This window comes from Sulfitobacter sabulilitoris, from assembly GCF_005887615.1.
Lineage (GTDB): Bacteria > Pseudomonadota > Alphaproteobacteria > Rhodobacterales > Rhodobacteraceae > Sulfitobacter_E > Sulfitobacter_E sabulilitoris.
The window spans coordinates 463,496-480,427 of record NZ_VANS01000002.1 but is presented as its reverse complement, the minus strand read 5'-3'; the positions used below and the strand labels follow the sequence as shown (position 1 = coordinate 480,427).

Below are 16,932 nucleotides of genomic sequence, written 5' to 3'. Positions count from 1 at the left end.
GCGAAACGCCGCACGTCTGGTCATGACGGCAGGGGGGCGATATGGTCGAGGCCAATGCAGTCAGAACATAGAAGGCCCACGGCATGAGCGACACCCCGGTATCCGAAATGACCTTTGAACAGGCGATGTCCGAATTGGAACAGGTGCTGAGCCAGCTGGAGCGGGGCGACGTCGCACTGGATGAAAGCATCGCGCTTTATGAGCGGGGCGCCGAGTTGAAGAAACGCTGCGAAGCCAAGCTGAAGGAAGCCGAGGAGAAGGTCGCGGCGATCACGCTGGATGCTGAAGGCAACCCCACGGGGACGACGCACGTTGAAGGCCAGTAACGCCTTTCGCGAGCGGCTTGCCGCAAGCGCCCAGGCCATCGGAGCGCACATGGAACAGGTTCTGGCGGGCCTGCCTGATGTGCCCATGGTTCATGCCATGCGCCATGCCACGCAAGGCGGAAAGCGTCTGCGCGGATTTCTGGTGCTGGAAGGCGCGCGCCTGCACGGGGTGCCAGTGGCCAATGCGCTGTGGCCCGCCACGGCCATCGAAGCGCTGCATGCCTACAGCCTTGTGCATGACGATCTGCCGTGCATGGACGATGACGATCTGCGGCGCGGCCAGCCGACCGTTCATCGCAAATGGGACGAGGCGACGGCAGTTCTGGTGGGTGACGCGTTGCAGACGATGGCGTTCGAACTGGTCAGCCACGAGGACACCAGCCCCCAGCCAGCCGTGCGCGCGGACCTCGCGCTGAGCCTTGCGCGGGCGGGCGGCGCGCAGGGAATGGTGTTGGGTCAGGCGATGGACATCGCGGCGGAAACCGCAGGCACACCGCTTGACCTTGAGACGATCACCCACCTGCAACGCGGCAAGACCGGCGCGCTGATCGAGTGGTCGGCGACCGCGGGCGCGCGCATGGCGGGTGCGGATATCGCGCCATTGCGGGACTACGCGCAGGCGCTGGGGCTGGCGTTTCAGATCGCCGATGACATTCTGGACGTGGAAGGCGACAGCGCCACGGTCGGCAAGGCAACAGGCAAGGATGCGGAGGCGGGCAAGGCGACTTTTGTGTCGCTGCTGGGGCTGGAAGAGGCAAAACGCCGCGCGGAAAGCCTGATGGAAAACGCCTGCGAACACCTATCTGGCTATGGGCCGGAGGCGGAAACCTTGCGGCAGCTTGCCCGCTTCGTTATTGCGCGCAAGCATTAGGGAGCCCGCACCATGTCCGACACACCCAAGACCCCCCTGCTCGATCAGATCGCGCGCCCGGCCGATCTGAAGCGGCTGAGCGACCGGCAGTTGGATCAGCTTGCCGCCGAACTGCGCGCTGAAACCGTGTCGGCGGTGTCGCAGACCGGCGGGCACCTGGGCGCGGGCCTTGGCGTTGTGGAACTGACCGTGGCCTTGCATGCGGTATTTGACGCGCCCCGCGACAAGATCATCTGGGACGTGTCGCACCAATGCTATCCGCACAAGATCCTGACGGAGCGTCGCGACCGCATTCGCACCCTGCGCCAGAAAGACGGCCTTAGCGGATTCACCAAGCGCAGCGAATCCCCCTATGATCCGTTCGGCGCGGCGCATAGCTCCACCTCGATCAGCGCGGCGCTCGGCTTTGCCGTGGCGCGAGACCTGGGCGGCAACGTGCCCGAGGGACTTGGCGATGCGATTGCGGTGATCGGCGACGGCGCGATGAGCGCGGGTATGGCCTATGAGGCGATGAACAACGCCGGCCATCTGAAAAAGCGGTTGATCGTGATCCTGAACGACAACGAGATGTCGATTGCCCCGCCTGTCGGCGCGATGTCGTCCTATCTGAGCCGCCTTTATGCCGAAGAACCGTTTCAGGATCTCAAGGCAGCCGCCAAGGGAGCGGTCAGCCTGTTGCCGGAACCGTTCAGGGAAGGCGCGCGGCGCGCCAAGGACATGCTCAAGGGAATGACGTTTGGCGGCACCTTGTTCGAGCAGTTGGGGTTCAGCTATCTGGGGCCCATCGACGGGCATGACATGGATCAGTTGCTGCCCGTGCTGCGCACCGTCAAGGCCCGCGCGACCGGGCCGATCCTGATCCACGTGCTGACCAAAAAGGGCAAGGGCTATGGCCCGGCAGAGGCGGCGCGCGACAAGGGCCATGCCACGGCCAAGTTCAACGTCATCACCGGCGAACAGAAAAAGACGCCGTCGAACGCGCCAAGCTATACCCGTGTTTTCGCTGACAGCCTGCTGCAGGAGGCCGCCGAGGACGACAAGATCTGCGCCGTCACGGCCGCGATGCCCGATGGCACCGGGCTGAACCTGTTTGCCGAACGCTATCCCAGCCGGTGTTTTGACGTGGGCATTGCCGAACAGCATGGCGTGACGTTTTGCGCCGGTCTGGCCGCGGGCGGGATCAAGCCGTTCTGCACGATGTATTCGACCTTTCTGCAACGGGGGTACGACCAGGTCGTGCATGATGTTGCGATCCAACGGTTGCCGGTGCGGTTTGCGATCGACCGCGCGGGGCTTGTGGGGGCGGATGGTGCCACCCACGCCGGTGCCTTCGACATCTCGTTTCTCAGCAATCTGCCCGGATTCGTCGTGATGGCCGCCGCCGACGAGGCCGAACTGAAGCATATGGTCGCCACCGCAGCCGCTTATGACGAAGGTCCCATCGCCTTTCGCTTTCCGCGCGGTGACGGCACCGGGGTCGAAATGCCCGAACGCGGGCAACCGCTCGAGATCGGCAAGGGCCGGATCATCGCCAAAGGCGCCCGCGTGGCGCTGTTGTCGTTCGGCACCCGCCTGTCAGAGGTTGAAAAGGCCGCCGAGGCGCTGAGCGCGCGGGGCATCAAGCCGACCATTGCGGATGCGCGTTTTGCCAAGCCGCTGGATCATGCGTTGATCCTTGATCTGGCGAATACCCACGAGGCGCTGATCACGATCGAGGAAGGTGCGATCGGCGGTTTCGGCAGCCACGTGGCGCAGCTTCTGGCCGAGAAAGGCGTGTTCGATTCAGGGCTGAAATACCGGTCGATGGTCTTGCCCGATATTTTCATCGACCAGGCCAGCCCCGAGGACATGTACGCCGTTGCGGGCATGAACGCGGACCACATCGAAGCCAAGGTGCTGGACGTTCTGGGCGTTGCCACCATCGGAGAAAAGCGGGCCTGAGCGGATCAGAACCAGCCCCGCACGACCAGCAGGATGACGACCGCCATCAGGGCGCTGACGCAGTAGCCGGCCAGCACGTAAAGTCCGTCGCGCGTGAACAATCCGAACACCAAAAGCGCAATCGTGCCGGCACCGAACGACGTGACCGTCGGCAGGATTTCAAGCGCCGGCCAGCCAAGCGGAATGATGGTGCATTGCAGCAAGGTCAGGAACCGCATCGGCCCCACGGTCAGGAATTGCAGGCGCGGATGCGAGTGGCGATCGATCCATGCCGCCGGACGACGCAGCCACGCGACCGCTGATTTCAGGTTTCGCCCCGCAACCGCGCGGTCCATCAGGAGGGCGGGCAGCCAAAGGCGCTTGCGCCCCAGGAGCGCTTGCGCCGACAGCAGGCAGATGATGACGGCGGTGATCGTGGGCACCATCGGAATGCCCGAAATCGGCGACACCAGCAAAAGCGCGATCATCAGGATGAAAGGCGTGATGGACCGGTCTCCGATCTCGGAAATGACGTCGCGCACCGTTACGACTTCGCGGTCCGCGGCCTGCGCAACCGCATCCAACAGATGCGTCAGCGGTCTGTCATCCTGGGATTCCGTTGGAATCGCTTGCATCTTGTCAGGTGTCTTGCGTCATCATGGCACGCAATCCTTTGCGGTAGTCGGGATAGCGAAGGTCGATTCCCAACTCCTGCTTGATCAGATCGTTCCGCACCTTCTTGCTTTCGGCATAAAAGCTGCGCGCCATCGGTGACATGTCGGCGTCTTCGAAGGCGACGGCAGGCGGCAGCGGCATGCCCAGCAATTCGGCGGCATGGCCGATCACGTCCTGCGGCGGCGCGGGATCGTCATCGCAAAGGTTATAGACAGCGCCGGGATTTGGCCGGTCCAGCGACGCTGCCAGCACCTGTGCGATGTCCTCGACGTGAATGCGCGAAAACACCTGTCCGGGCTTGATGATCCGCCGCGCGGTGCCGTTGAGCACCTTGGCAAAGGGGCCGCGACCGGGCCCATAGATCCCCGCCAGGCGAAAAATGTGCAACGGTAGTCCAGGGACGCCGCGCCATGCCGCTTCGGCGGCGACGCGCGCCTTGCCACGTTCGGTCGAAGGCTCCAGCGCGGTGTTCTCGTCCACCCAATCGCCACCGTGATCGCCATAGACGCCGGTGGTGGACAGGTATCCGACCCACCGCAGATGCGGCGCGGCCGCCTCGATCAGGGGGCGGGCCTGCGCCAGAACCGGGTCACCGTCCGGACCGGGCCCGACCGACACCAGAACGCTGTCGGCCGCCGCCAATGCATCGCCCAGATCGGTGCCCGGCCAGATCAACGGCTCCACGCCGGTCTTCGCGATGTCGCGCGCCTTGTCGGCACTGCGTGTGGTGCCGATGATGCGCCACCCTTGCGGGATCAGCAATTCGGCAAGATAGCGGGCCGAATATCCGTGCCCGAGCGAAAGCAATGTACGTGTCATGGCCTATAGGTGGACTGCCCCGCATCTCACGGCAAGGGGGCAGGCAGGTTTTGGCCAGACCTTACTGTTCCAGCACCAAAATGGTGTAGTAACCCACGGTCGGTCCGACCCACTGCCGCGACTTGCGGATCTTGTTGTTACCGATCTGCACCCAGTAATCATTGGCGAACGTGCCGGTAGGGCCCCTGCAGGTCTCGCGCAGTCGCGTGGTGGCAAGGGTATTGGACCCGATTGCAAGCGGCGCCTGACCAAGGTTGGCGATGTCGCATTGCAGCCGCAGCGTCGTATAGGTGTTGTCGCCCTGCTGCAGCACCATGCTGCGTTCTCCCGCGCCTGACCTCCGGGCGGTGACCGCCGCAATCGTGGATGTCACGTCAGACGACAAAAGATCGCGGCCCACGCCGCGTGTGGTCACCAGCACACCATCCCGCAGCACGATCTGCGCGGCATCCGAAGATTGCCAGACGGTGATCAGGCCGGGCGTTGCATCGCGCCGCTGCGCCACCAGGTCCAGGTATCCGGTCTTGCCAAGCCGCTCGGGCGTGACCGCCAGAACATCCGGGGCCGCCTGCGCGACACCGCCAAGGGTCACGGCAACCGGTGCCGGCGCGGGTCCTGCCGTTCCCACCACCGCGTCCAGCGCCGCCTGTTCGATGGATCCGCCACGAATTCCACCGCTGCAGGCGGCCAGCGCGGTCAACGCCGCGGCGGCACAGATCGCACGCAATCCAACACTCATTGCAGCACCCTCGACCATTGGCCGGCGACGGCATCGCGATGCCCCGACCGCACCTGTTCATAAAGCCTGTTCGGCACGGAAAGCCGCGCGCCGCCATCACGCTGAATCGGGCGGATCGTCCCCGACGCCGCCTGGCGTGTGGGCTTGCCCAGAAACCAATTGATCGGGATCGTCATCGCGATGCCCTTGTCAAAGGATCCCTCGCCGAAATCCTCGGAAGACACATCCGTCAGGGTCATGAAGCCGCCAATCCGCCAGCCGTTCCTGAACTCGCGCGTCAGGGTCAGCGTCGCGCCGACATCGCCGGCAAGATACCGCCCCACGTCGAGTTGCGCGAGGTAATCCTCGCCAAGCTCGTAATAGGCCGACACATGGCCTGTCGCGACCGAGTAATCCTGAAACCCGAAGCCCCTGTCGAATTCGCGCTGCTTGACGTAATTTGCCTCGGCGCCCAGCGCGAGCCTGCTGCTGACCGGTTTCCACAGCAGCTCTGCCGAAACACCGCCGAACATCGATTCAAGATACCCCGCCGTCACGCGAGCATATGTATTTTGGCCGGTCTTCCATTGGCGGCTGCCGTAAAGCGTTTCGATATAGGTATCCGCGCCGCGTGCATATTCGCGTGCATTCGTGCGCACCCGCGGCAGCACGGAATTCGACGGGCGGTTGGAACTGCCGATGTTGCCCGCAAGACGATGACGCACCTGCCCGCCGACAAGCCAGCCCGACGCCAGCCGGTATTCCGCCGACGCCTTGACCCCGAAATCCGCGCGGATCGGTTCGTCCGGGTCGAAATAGCTGGGGTTCAGGTACGGTCCGATGGACCAGCTGAAATCGGGATAGACATCGCCGCCGTCGATTGCACCGGCAAGCCGCGGTGCGGCCTCGCCGAAACCGGTGACCGCCAGCAGGGCATCATGGGCCTGCGGGTCGAATTCCAGCGCCTCGAGGTCGGACCGGCGGATCGTGACAGCCGACAGCGCCATCCCTTCGGAGGTCGGCACGATGCGAAACGTCTCGACGGAGGCGGGCATGACCTGCGCCATGGCCCGCGCCGCGCGCCCCACCGCATTTGTCGTGGACAGATACCGGGTGTTCAGGAACCGCAACTCCGCCTGCGTCGGCGTCACCGACAGCGCCTCGATGTATAGTCCGCTTTGCCGCAGCAGGGGCGCAAGGCGATCGCGCAACGTCAGGGTCGCGGAGGGGGCGGCTGCCCAATCGGTCGCATAAGCGGCAGGATCGGACGTACGGCTTGGGCGCGGCTGGATCGGGCGCGGGGCGGGTTGGCGCATGTCCGTGACCGGGCGTTTCGGATTCAGCTGAAGCTGCGCCGAGATCCCGATTTCAGAGCCGTAAAGATAGTAGGCTCCCAGCCGCAGCGCTTTCGAATACTGGTACTCCGCCCCAAAGTTGAAGCGCGACGTGCGTGTGAACACCCCGCGTTGCGCGGCCTCGGGCAGGTAGGCATCAGACGAATATTCGGCCTTTACGCCGAAGGTGTCGTTGATCTGCCACTCCACCCCGCCGAACGGGGCGGCAGGGCCACGGAACCATTGATCGACCGAAAACGATCCACCCGTTTCGTTGGGGTTGAACGTCGGGCGTTCGGTGCCGAACGGGTTCCCGATGCTGCCGGAACTGCCAAGCCGCCCCCACCCCAGACCCGCGGTGACGCGCACCGTGCCGGGCAGCCGCGCAGCGCCGATTCCCGGCGTCGCAAAGGATTTGCTGGCGACGACGTATTCGCCCGCGTTGATCCCTGTTCCGGCAAAATCCTGAAGTCCGACGGTGACCGCAGGCCAGATCCGGCTTTCGCGATTGAGCAGGAAACGCACGTCGAAATTGCGATCGCGGTAGGTCTCGAACCCATCGGAGTTCCAGTCCTGAATGCCGACATAGCGGAAGCTCGCGGTGATCCGGGGGGTCGCCTGAAAGCTCAGCGTGTTGCGTGTGATCCCGCCAAAGCTCGACACCGACAGGACAAGCTGCCCGTCCGGCAGGGCCTGCGCCTCCGGCATGTCGACCAATCCGGGCAGGCCGTAGAAGTTGAGGCTGGGCTGATCCGATACGGGATAGATATCACCGCCGGATTGCGCCATTGCCCCCGTCCCCGCCCCAAACGCAAGGCCAAGCGGCACCGCCACCGGAATGAGCCGTTTCAGAGCGTGCAGCACGAGTGTCACCTTTCAACAGCCTGATGTTCCACCTGTTAGTGCCCCGCCGCGCGCGTCAGATCAACGCAACCAAGCGCGTAACGCAGGCGGAGATCGGCCAATCGCGGCTTTTGGGTGACAGGTGTTGCCCACGGCCGGGTTGCTCCACGCGGTCGAAGTTCCGGATCGATCACCGCCGATGGGGTGTCATCCGCGCACGGCGTGACGTTCCTGGGCCGGCAAACGGCTGGCGTTGAACCCTTCGACCCAGCGCATGACCACGTCACGGGCCATCACCTCGTCGCTGGCGACGAATGCCTCGCGCAGTCCGCGCAGGGCCGTGGCGATCTCGATCTCCGACAACGCATCCTCGCGCGCCGAGAATATCTTGGGGTGCCGCGTTGCCACGAGATCGCCCGACAGCGTCAGCTCCTCGGTCAATTTCTCGCCCGGGCGCAGGCCGGTGATCCGGATCTCGATATCGCCATCCGGGTGCGTATCGTCACGCACGGTGTAACCGGCGCTTTCAATCACTTGCCGGGCCAGGTGCATGATCGGAACAGGCTTGCCCATATCCAGCACAAAGACCTCGCCGCCCTGCGCCAGCGACCCGGTCTGCAACACCAGCTTGACGGCCTCCTGGACAGTCATGAAATAGCGCGACACCGACGGGTCGGTCACGGTCAGGGGCCCGCCGCGGGTCACTTGGTCCTGAAACAGCGGGATCACCGACCCCGAAGACCCAAGCACATTGCCAAAGCGCACCATGGTGTAGATCGGGCCCTTACCCACCGGAATCCGCTGCGCAATGTCCTGCACCACGAATTCGGCCAGTCGTTTCGACGCGCCCATCACATTGGTCGGGCGCACGGCCTTGTCCGATGACACCAGGATGAAACGCTCCACCCCGGCCTTCGCCGCCTGCTGCGCCAGCGTCTGAGTGCCGAACACGTTGTTGACCAACCCCGAGAGCGGATTGCTTTCGACCAGCGGCACGTGCTTGTAGGCAGCGGCGTGCAACACGACCTGAACGCCATGCTCGTTCATCACCTTGCGGACCTGGCGACTGTCGGTGACGGATCCCAGGATCGGCACGATCTCGATCGTTGTTCCCTCGGCCAGTTGACGCAATTCCATGTCGACGTTGTACAACGCCAGCTCGCTCAACTCGTACAAGACCATCTTGCTGGGCCGGCAATCGAGCACCTGGCGGCACAGCTCCGACCCGATGGACCCGCCCGCCCCCGAAATCAACACGACACGATCTTCGTAGCAGCCAACGCTCTCGCCCAGGGATTCTTCGACCTCGGCCCGGTTCAGGAACTTGTGCGACGAGACCGGCTTGAGCTTGTCGACAAGCGCCTCTTCGCCAATCAGCTGGGCAAAGGACGGCAGGGTCTGCACCTCCAGTCCCATCTTCTGCAACCGCCGCGCGATCTGAGCCTGCTTGGGCGGGCTGACCGATGGTATCGCCAAAAGGACGCGATCGATCTTGTAGGTCTTCACGATCTCGGAAATTCGCGCCGGGGCGAACACCGGCAATCGCGCAACGGTCAGCCCCTGCAAGGCGCGGTTGTCATCTACGAATGCGACCGGTTCGATCGTCTCGTGCCCCCGCAGGGCCGATGTCAGTTGCATGCCGGTCGTTCCGGCACCGTAGATCAGCACGCGAAAACGTGGCGCCGACCGGCGGTAAATCGCCAGCAGCACCTGAAGCAGGATCGTCCGGCTGATGACCGAGAACAGGAAGAAACTGACGCCGAACACGAAGTGGACGCCAAGCGGCAGGTCCAGCCCGGCAATCGACGAAAAGACGACCGATGCGAGGACAAGGCAGCCTGAAAACACCGCTGTTTGCCCGATGGCACCGGTTTCATAGGAATTCAGGCGAACCGCGCAGATGCCCAGGTACATCGACGCCCCGATGGTCGTTGCCACCATGTAAGGTAATACCGGCAGATAGTGGATCATCGTCGCAAAGGCGTTTTCAGGAAGTGTCTGAACGGCGAACGCAAAGGACAGGGCAAAGACGACAAGCGCCGTATCCAACAAGAGCATGATCGTTCGCTTTTGCCGCGGAGACAGCGACTTAATAATACTCAACATTCAAATCGCCCTCAATTGGCGTCCATCGACCAACAGCCTTTGACAAAGCACTCGCGGCTAGCGTCGGGAACCTGAACCAGCCGAAAACATGGTGCCTCAGGCGCTTTCCCGTCCAATAGGCAGCCTAATATAGCATGGGTGCCGAAAAAAATAGCAGAGTCTGCTCCGAGCCGGGGATCGGAAGAAACCCGCCGCTATTTGCGAACCGATCGCCGCTTCTGGCTGCTTTTTCGACGAAACAGGTTTCCGATGGTCTGGAATACAAGGTCAAAGTCGTAGCACGTGCTTTGATGGCGCTGATAGATCAGGTCAAGACGTGCTTTGCGCGGAACGCAGATTCGGGTGTAGATATCATCGGTTTCCGCAGCGGTCTTGCACCGTTGCAACAGGGCGTCCTCGTGCTTGTGGAATCGGATCGTGGCCAGCCCGGTCACGCCCGGCCGCGATTTCAGCACCTCGTCGTAGATGTCGGGGAACCGCTCCACGTATTCGCGCAGCGGCGGGCGTGGCCCGACAAAGCTCAGGTCGCCTTTCAGGATGTTCCAAAGTTGCGGGAATTCATCCAGTCGCTTGGCGCGCAGCCAGCGGCCTGTCGGCGTGACCCGAGCCGACTTGTCGCCGCCAGACACGCCCTGATCCTCTGGAACCACGGTCATCGTCCGGAGCTTCCAAAGGTTCAAGGGTTCGGTCGGCGTCTTCATCCGCTCCGCCACGTAAAACAGCGGCCGCCCCTCGCGCCACCAGATATACCCCAAAAGCCCAATCAAGATCGGCCCCAGGATCACAACCAGCAGGCTGGCGAAAAACAGATCGAACAGGCGTTTGCGCAGGGTCATGGCTCTCTCGGGTTCAAGGGACCGTTCAAGACACGGCGCCACTCTGCCACCAAATTCAACGGGTCGCTGTCTTCTGGCGCAAGCGGCACCAATTGCGCAAGCCGTTGCGTGGACAGCGAGACATCGGGAATGGCGCCGGCGATTGCGGGGCGCGGTGTCCACGGCAGGTCGGCGGCTGACAAAATCGCGCCCATCTCCACACTGCCGGGCGCGGCGACGTTCAATGTCGCCGGCATGTGGCGAGCCGAGTGCCGCGCCAACATCGCCAGAACACGCGCCAGCGTGATCGGTCCGATATAGCTGCGCCGCGGCGTGGACCCGTCCGGGAATCGGTCGATCTCCATCCCGCTGCGCCACCCCGCCAGAATGGCATCGGCCCCCGCGACGTTGCCGATGCGCAGCGCCGTCACCGGATGGCCGAGATCATGCCCCAGCCGCACCGCCGCCCGTTCCATCGCATGTTTGGCCTTGCCGTAGGGCGACAGCGGCGCGCAGGGCCGGTCTTCATCCAGTATTCCGCCCGCGGCACCGTACACCGCCGCGGAAGAGGCAAGGAACACACGACCGGCGCCCGCCCGCGCCGCGGCCCGCACGACCGCAAGCGCCAGATCGGTATTCAGGCTCATGGCAGCCCCGTCGCCGGCGGCCTGTGCCGGTGTGATCCCCGACAGGCAGACGACCGCGCCCGCATCGCTCAGGGCAGCCTCCAGCGCCGCGGCGTCCCGCAACAGGTCGAACGCCATCCGGCCATCCGCACCATCGCGGCTGTGCCACAGCGCAGGCGACCCGCCAGGCCAGGCCGGGCGCAGCAGTCGCCCCAGCCGTCCGGAACTGCCGAGCAACACTGTTCTGCCGATTTTCGCGGGATCGCCCGAAATCATTGACCCGCTGTCCGCAAGGAGTATCTTTCGACCAAAACCGTGCCGACGACGGTAGCCGGGATCCAGGGCAGGCTTTTCATTTGCTGTCTCATGCTGTCAATTGGCTTTCATCCGTCCGGGGGCACCGGCATTGTAATACAGAGCAGGCGACCCGATGATCAATATCCTGAAACACGCAGTCGGCATTGTCGCCATCGCCGCCTTGTCCGGATGTGTCAGCTTGCCACGCGGTGCGGCCGTCGAGTCGGAAATCCTCAAGTCCGCGGACGACGTCGATGCCGATTTCGCGATCTACCCCGTGACACGCAGCTTCCTGCCCAGCGTGGCACAGTGGCCGCGCACCGGAGAGCCGCATCGCCAGTGGATCGCCGGCAGCCGGGGATCCGACGAACAGGTGATCCGCGCGGGGGATACGATCGACCTGCAGATCTGGGACAGTGGCGAGAATTCGCTGTTGACCAGCACCGAGCAACGCGTCGCCAACATGCAGGCGATCCGCGTATCGACCAGCGGCACGATCTTTGTTCCCTATGTCGGCAAGGTCAACATCGCCGGTCGTACGCCCGACAGCGCGCGGCAGGCGATTCAGCGCAGCCTCGAAGCCATCGTTCCCTCGGCGCAGGTGCAGTTGAGCCTGATCGAGGGGCGCAGGAATTCCGTTGATCTGGTGGGCGGCGTATCGCAGCCGGGCAGCTATCCGATGCCGGACCAGAACTATACCGTTCTCAGTCTGATTGCAGATGCCGGAGGCGTCCGCGACGCGCTCAACAATCCGCAGGTGACGTTGCTGCGCGGCGGGTCGATCTACGGCACATCGGTAGAGACCCTGTTCGAGAACCCGGCGCTGGATACGCGGCTGCGCGGCGGCGACAAGGTCATCATCGAAAAGGACGACCGCTATTTCCTGTCGCTTGGCGCTACGGGCAAAGAGGCGCTTCATCTGTTCACCAGGGACAAGGTCACAGCGCTCGATGCCCTGTCGATCATTGGCGGGGTGAACGATGCACGCGCGGACCCAAAGGGAATCCTGATCCTGCGCGAGTACCCCGCCGACGCAGTCCGGCCCGGTGTCCGTGGCCCACGCCAGACGCGGGTGGTCTTTACCCTTGATCTGACGACCTCGGACGGTTTGTTTTCAGCCCGCAAGTTCGACATCTATTCCGGCGACCTGGTACTGGCAACCGAAAGCCCGATCACGAATGCCCGCACCATTCTGGGGCTCGTGGGATCGGTCTTTGGCGTGGCCAACACGCTGAACAACTCGACAAACTGATCGGGCAGGCGCGGCGCGCCGGGCTGCGGGATGCGCCGCGTGGCTACCCCGGCAGGGCCATCCGCTTGTCGGCGGGCACCAACGCGTTGATCTGTCGGATATGTTCGGGCAGACAGGCCGACACGAAGTCATAGTGTTCGACCACATGCGCCCGCGCCGCCGGACCAAGGTGGGCATAGTCGGCGGGCCGCTCCAGCACATCGACCACCTGATCGGCCAAGGCCGCGGGATCAAAGAAATCGACCAGCAATCCGGTCTTGCCATGCGCCACGGCCTCGCGCACGGGCGCCACGTCGGACGCGATGATGGTGGCCTCCATCGACATCGCTTCCAGCAGCGACCAGGACAGTACGAAGGGCATCGTCAGGTATATGTGACACCGGCTGATCTGCACCAGCCTGCAAAATTCGGGATAGGGAATTTGCCCCAGGAAATGCACCCTCTCCCAGTCGACGCGCGCGCCGACCTCCTTTTCCATCTGTCCGCGCAGCCCTCCGGGGTGGGTGCTCTTGCCGCCATAGGACACGTCGTTTCCGCCCAGCACCAGGACCCGCGCATTCGGCCTGCGTTCGAGAATGTCGGGCAAGGCGCGCATGAACACGTGAAATCCGCGCGTCGTCTCGAGGTTGCGGGCGATATACGTCACGATTTCGTCGTCGCGCGTCAGCGGCCGGTCCAGACGCCCCAGTGACAGCTGCGCCTTGGGGTCGGGGCGCAACAGATCGGTGCGGATACCGTCGTGGCACACATACATCTTGTCGTGGAAAGCCTTTGGAAACCGATCGCGCTGCCAATAGGTCGGACACTGTCCCAGATCGACGGTTTCGATATTGGCCAGCGGCACGGCATTGCGCGCACGCAGCAGGAACGGCGCATGTTCCGATACCGGCTCTGCGGGATCAAAGCCCACCGGACCGCCCTTGGTGCTGTAGTAATACTCGAAAAAGCCGATGATCGGCACGTCGGGCCATATCTCCTTGAAAAAGGTAAGCTCCCCCCATCCGACGTGCCCGATGACGATGTCGGGCCGAAAACCCTCGTCGCGCTCCAGCGTCCGTGCCGCCATCGCGGCGCCAAAGCCTGATCCCGCGGCCTCCTCCCAGACCTTGGACAAGCCATAGGCGGCCTTGTCGGGGCGATGGTGCGGCGCGTAGATAATCGTGCGGACGCCGGGGATCTTCGGCGGATTGCGGCGCTGGGTCAGAAAAACGATCTGGTGGTCCTGATGCTGCACCAGCCATTGCACGAACTCGCGGTACTGCCCCGGCATATTCTGGTGCACAAACAATATCTTCATGACGCGGCCTTACTCTCGCGGCCCGGTGTTCGGCCGCGTGACCAGATAACCCCGGATACCGCCGCTTGGCAAATCCCGCATCAGCGGCCTTTCCACACCGGGTCGCGTTTCTCCGCAAAGGCGCGGGCGCCCTCGACCTGATCCTCCGAGGAATAGAGCCGGTCGACCGTCGCCAGTTGCCGTTTGGTGATGCGGTTCATCGCGTCCTGAAACTTGGCGTCCTCCGCATCGCGCACGATCTCCTTTATCGCGGCATAGACCAGCGGCGGACCCGAAGCGAGCAACCGCGCCAGGTCCCACGCACGATCCATCAGTTTTTCACCGGGCACGATTTCGTTCACAAGGCCCCAGCCCTTGGCCTCCTCGGCGTCGAACCACCGACCGGTCAGCAAAAGCTCCATCGCGATGTGATAGGGGATGCGCTTGGGCAGCTTCACCGACGCGGCGTCGGCCACGGTGCCAGACCGAATTTCCGGCAAGGCGAATGTCGCATGATCCGCGGCCAGGATCATATCGGCGCTCAGCGCCAGTTCCAGCCCGCCCCCACAGGCGATTCCGTTGACCGCGGCGATGACCGGCTTGTTCATGCCGCGCAGTTCCTGCAGCCCGCCAAAACCACCAACGCCGTAATCCCCATCCACCGCATCGCCATCGGCCGCGGCCTTGAGATCCCAGCCGGGACAAAAGAACTTGTCCCCCGCGCCGGTGACGATCGCGACCCGCAGGTCCGGATCATCCCGAAACCCGGCAAACACATCGCCCATCACCCGCGAGGTCGCGAGATCGATCGCGTTGGCCTTTGGCCGGTCCAGCGTCACTTGCAAAATCGCACCGACGCGCGTGGTCTTGATGGGGCTCATGTTTTTTCGGTCCTTTCCGGTATCGTCACGATCAGGGCGTCCGCCGCGATCGCATCATCGGGTGTGCAGATCAACGGATTGACCTCAACCTCGCTGATGTGATCGCGGCGTGCAATCACACAGGCCTGCACGGCACGGATCGCGGCCAGCACGGACGGCATATGGGCACGGGGTTTACCCCGATACCCCTCCAACAACGGAAAGATCCTCAGCCGCCGCAACGCCGCGGTAATCTGCGCATCCGACGCCGGAATCAAAAGCGATTGCGTATCCTGCCACAATTCGGTCAGCACCCCGCCCGCACCAAGGGTCAGCACGAAACCATGCGCGGGATCATGCGTGACACCGATCAGCAGTTCGGCCACCGGGGCCGGCACCATTTCCTCGATCAGGAAATGATCGGCCCGCATCGTGGCCGCGGCATGCGGCAGATCGTCGTGGTCGAGATGCAGACGCACAGCGCCCACCTCCGATTTATGCGCGATCCCCTGTGCCTTGAGCGCAAGCGGCGGCACCAGGTCCGCCGCGACACTCGCCACTTCGAAAGCGGTATGGGCCGCACGCCCGCGCGGAATATGCAGCCCGCAGCCATGCAGCACGGCTTTCGCCGCGCCTTCGGTCATTTGCACGCCGGCGCGCGCGGGCCCCGCGACCAGCGGCGGCTGCGGATCCGGCGGGCCGATCGTGCTGGCCGCCTCCGCCGCCGCGATCGCTTCGGTCAGACCGCACAAGGGCACGACCCCGCCCTGCATCAACAGCCGCGCGACATCCGGCGGCATCAGTTCAGGCAGGGTCGACACGACCGCCACGGCACGGCCTGACAGCGCCCGCACGGTCAGCGCCGCCTGCGTCGCCGACGCCCAGTCGTCCGCATTGGTGTGCGGGTAATCCACGATGATCAGGGTCAGACCGATGTGCTCCGCGGCCATGGGTGCCCAGGCCTCGGTCATACGGGCGGCATCGTTCCAGATATAGGTATGATAATCCAGCGGATTGGACAGCGCGACCATCGGGCCCAACGCCGCGCCCAGCGCGCGCCGTTGCGCATCGGTGAGCGGCGGAAAGCTGACGGCGCGTCCCAGCGCGGTATCCGCCGCAAGACTGGCCTCGCCGCCGGAGCAACTGATCGACGACAGCGTGGGCGCGTCAAGCGGCCCGGCAACATGCAACAGCTTGAGCGTCTCGAGAAAGGTGGGCAAGTCGCGCACCTGCGCCATCCCCAATCTGGCCAGCAGCGCCATAGCGCCCGATGCGCTGCCCGCGAGCGACGCAGTATGCGACAGTGTGGCGGTTTTCGCCTGGTCGGACAGCCCCACTTTCAACGCGACAAGCGGCACAGCCCGTGCATGCGCCGCCACGGCCAGATCGTGCCATTCGGCGACGTCGCCGAACCCTTCGATGTGCAAACCGATCGCTGTCACGCGATCGTCCTCCAACAAGGCGCGGGCGATCTGCGCCTGGCTGGTCTGGGCCATATTTCCGCAGGTCACGACATAGGCAATCGGCAGGCCCCTCTTTTGCATTGTCAGATTGATCGCGATGTTGGAGCTTTGCGTCAGAATGGCCACACCGCGATCCACCGGTACGCAGCCGTGCTGATCGGGCCACAGCAACGCCCCATCCAGCGCATTGATGAAACCATAGCAATTGGGCCCGAGGATCGGCATTCCGCCTGCCGCCGCAACCAGCCGCGCCTGCAGGTCCGTGGCACCTGAATCTTCTGCCGCACTTTCGGAAAACCCGGATGCAAAACACACGGCGCCTCCCGCGCCCATCGCCGACAGGGTCGCAACCGTGTCGATCGTTGCATGGCGGTTGACACCCACAAAGGCGGCATCGGGTGCTCCCGGCAGATCGGCGAGCGATCGCACGGTTGCGACCCCCTCGACGTCCTCACGGGCCGGGTGGACCACCTGCAACGCCCCTTCGAACCCCATGCGTCGCGACTGGAGGATGATCTGCCGACACCAGGCCCCACCGCCGATGACAGCGATAGAGGAGGGCCGCAGCAGTCTGGACAGGTTGCGCATCATGGCAGATCTCCCTCGAGAAAAGATATCCTGCCTCCGGCGGGGATATTTTTGAACACAAGAAGAAAGGATTTGTTAAACATCTCGTGCGATCCTGCAGCGGCAGTACAGGCGGGGACGCCGATGACTGCAACATGAGAAGA

Annotated in this window: 14 protein-coding genes; 4 read left to right on the top strand and 10 right to left on the bottom strand. The window is 63.9% G+C overall.

Going from position 1 to position 16,932, the window contains the following annotated elements; all coding sequences use genetic code 11:
- The first annotated feature begins 83 nt into the window (after positions 1-83).
- Genes FDT80_RS10635 through dxs form a run of 3 tightly spaced genes read left to right on the top strand, consistent with a single transcriptional unit; the run spans position 84 to position 3,138 of the window.
- Positions 84-326 (top strand): exodeoxyribonuclease VII small subunit, encoded by a 243-nt coding sequence (locus FDT80_RS10635; protein ID WP_138662257.1) that lies wholly within the window; start codon positions 84-86, stop codon positions 324-326.
- Entirely contained in the window at positions 280-1,197 is a 918-nt protein-coding gene (locus tag FDT80_RS10630; RefSeq protein ID WP_138662256.1) for a polyprenyl synthetase family protein, read from the top strand. Before FDT80_RS10635 ends, FDT80_RS10630 begins: the two co-directional genes overlap by 47 nt.
- 12 nt (positions 1,198-1,209) lie before the next feature.
- Positions 1,210-3,138 carry a 1-deoxy-D-xylulose-5-phosphate synthase gene (gene dxs / locus FDT80_RS10625; RefSeq protein ID WP_138662255.1) on the top strand — a complete coding sequence of 643 codons (1,929 nt, stop codon included), beginning with the start codon at positions 1,210-1,212 and terminating at the stop codon, positions 3,136-3,138.
- Positions 3,139-3,143: 5 nt separating this feature from the next.
- Here dxs and FDT80_RS10620 read toward each other — a convergent pair whose 3' ends face one another.
- The 7 genes from FDT80_RS10620 to FDT80_RS10590 all read right to left on the bottom strand — a co-directional run bounded on the left by FDT80_RS10620 (position 3,144) and on the right by FDT80_RS10590 (position 11,329).
- Entirely contained in the window at positions 3,144-3,752 is a 609-nt protein-coding gene (locus FDT80_RS10620; protein ID WP_138662254.1) for an exopolysaccharide biosynthesis protein, read from the bottom strand.
- A gap of 4 nt (positions 3,753-3,756) precedes the next feature.
- Positions 3,757-4,611: an SDR family oxidoreductase gene (locus FDT80_RS10615; protein WP_138662253.1), complete on the bottom strand. Its 855-nt coding sequence runs from the start codon at positions 4,609-4,611 to the stop codon at positions 3,757-3,759.
- Between the two features lie 61 nt (positions 4,612-4,672).
- Positions 4,673-5,350, bottom strand: coding sequence for a YjbF family lipoprotein (locus tag FDT80_RS10610; RefSeq protein ID WP_170311845.1), 678 nt, complete (start codon positions 5,348-5,350; stop codon positions 4,673-4,675).
- Positions 5,347-7,527: a YjbH domain-containing protein gene (locus FDT80_RS10605; RefSeq protein ID WP_138662251.1), complete on the bottom strand. Its 2,181-nt coding sequence runs from the start codon at positions 7,525-7,527 to the stop codon at positions 5,347-5,349. Before FDT80_RS10605 ends, FDT80_RS10610 begins: the two co-directional genes overlap by 4 nt.
- Positions 7,528-7,713: 186 nt before the next feature.
- The gene (locus FDT80_RS10600; protein WP_138662250.1) at positions 7,714-9,612 is read right to left on the bottom strand and encodes a polysaccharide biosynthesis protein; all 1,899 of its coding nucleotides are present in this window, start codon (positions 9,610-9,612) and stop codon (positions 7,714-7,716) included.
- Between the two features lie 194 nt (positions 9,613-9,806).
- Complete coding sequence (locus tag FDT80_RS10595) at positions 9,807-10,448, bottom strand: sugar transferase (RefSeq protein ID WP_138662249.1); 642 nt, start codon at positions 10,446-10,448, stop codon at positions 9,807-9,809.
- On the bottom strand, positions 10,445-11,329 hold the full coding sequence (locus tag FDT80_RS10590; protein WP_138662248.1) for an NAD-dependent epimerase/dehydratase family protein: 885 nt from the start codon (positions 11,327-11,329) through the stop codon (positions 10,445-10,447). The genes FDT80_RS10595 and FDT80_RS10590 overlap by 4 nt, the downstream gene beginning before the upstream one ends.
- A 154-nt stretch (positions 11,330-11,483) precedes the next feature.
- Between FDT80_RS10590 and FDT80_RS10585 the strand changes: the two genes are divergently transcribed.
- Positions 11,484-12,602 carry a polysaccharide biosynthesis/export family protein gene (locus FDT80_RS10585; RefSeq protein WP_138662247.1) on the top strand — a complete coding sequence of 373 codons (1,119 nt, stop codon included), beginning with the start codon at positions 11,484-11,486 and terminating at the stop codon, positions 12,600-12,602.
- A 43-nt stretch (positions 12,603-12,645) separates the two neighbouring features.
- On the opposite strand, the gene FDT80_RS10580 is transcribed toward FDT80_RS10585, so the two are convergent.
- The 3 genes from FDT80_RS10580 to FDT80_RS10570 form a co-directional block, all read right to left on the bottom strand.
- The gene (locus FDT80_RS10580) at positions 12,646-13,899 is read right to left on the bottom strand and encodes a glycosyltransferase family 4 protein (RefSeq protein WP_138662246.1); all 1,254 of its coding nucleotides are present in this window, start codon (positions 13,897-13,899) and stop codon (positions 12,646-12,648) included.
- 80 nt (positions 13,900-13,979) lie between these two features.
- Complete coding sequence (locus tag FDT80_RS10575; RefSeq protein WP_138662245.1) at positions 13,980-14,759, bottom strand: carnitinyl-CoA dehydratase; 780 nt, start codon at positions 14,757-14,759, stop codon at positions 13,980-13,982.
- A complete protein-coding gene (locus FDT80_RS10570; RefSeq protein ID WP_138662244.1) occupies positions 14,756-16,792 on the bottom strand; it encodes an acetate--CoA ligase family protein in 2,037 nt (678 codons plus the stop codon). The genes FDT80_RS10575 and FDT80_RS10570 overlap by 4 nt, the downstream gene beginning before the upstream one ends.
- Positions 16,793-16,932: the final 140 nt, after the last annotated feature.

Excerpts from the sequence above, each read along its gene's own strand:
- FDT80_RS10635 (WP_138662257.1), top strand. The coding sequence starts at position 84 with ATGAGCGACACCCCGGTATCCGAAATGACCTTTGAACAGGCGATGTCC.
- FDT80_RS10630 (WP_138662256.1), top strand. The coding sequence starts at position 280 with ATGCTGAAGGCAACCCCACGGGGACGACGCACGTTGAAGGCCAGTAAC.
- dxs (WP_138662255.1), top strand. The coding sequence starts at position 1,210 with ATGTCCGACACACCCAAGACCCCCCTGCTCGATCAGATCGCGCGCCCG.
- FDT80_RS10620 (WP_138662254.1), bottom strand. The coding sequence starts at position 3,752 with ATGCAAGCGATTCCAACGGAATCCCAGGATGACAGACCGCTGACGCAT.
- FDT80_RS10615 (WP_138662253.1), bottom strand. The coding sequence starts at position 4,611 with ATGACACGTACATTGCTTTCGCTCGGGCACGGATATTCGGCCCGCTAT.
- FDT80_RS10610 (WP_170311845.1), bottom strand. The coding sequence starts at position 5,350 with ATGAGTGTTGGATTGCGTGCGATCTGTGCCGCCGCGGCGTTGACCGCG.
- FDT80_RS10600 (WP_138662250.1), bottom strand. The coding sequence starts at position 9,612 with ATGTTGAGTATTATTAAGTCGCTGTCTCCGCGGCAAAAGCGAACGATC.
- FDT80_RS10595 (WP_138662249.1), bottom strand. The coding sequence starts at position 10,448 with ATGACCCTGCGCAAACGCCTGTTCGATCTGTTTTTCGCCAGCCTGCTG.
- FDT80_RS10590 (WP_138662248.1), bottom strand. The coding sequence starts at position 11,329 with ATGATTTCGGGCGATCCCGCGAAAATCGGCAGAACAGTGTTGCTCGGC.
- FDT80_RS10585 (WP_138662247.1), top strand. The coding sequence starts at position 11,484 with ATGATCAATATCCTGAAACACGCAGTCGGCATTGTCGCCATCGCCGCC.
- FDT80_RS10580 (WP_138662246.1), bottom strand. The coding sequence starts at position 13,899 with ATGAAGATATTGTTTGTGCACCAGAATATGCCGGGGCAGTACCGCGAG.
- FDT80_RS10575 (WP_138662245.1), bottom strand. The coding sequence starts at position 14,759 with ATGAGCCCCATCAAGACCACGCGCGTCGGTGCGATTTTGCAAGTGACG.
- FDT80_RS10570 (WP_138662244.1), bottom strand. The coding sequence starts at position 16,792 with ATGATGCGCAACCTGTCCAGACTGCTGCGGCCCTCCTCTATCGCTGTC.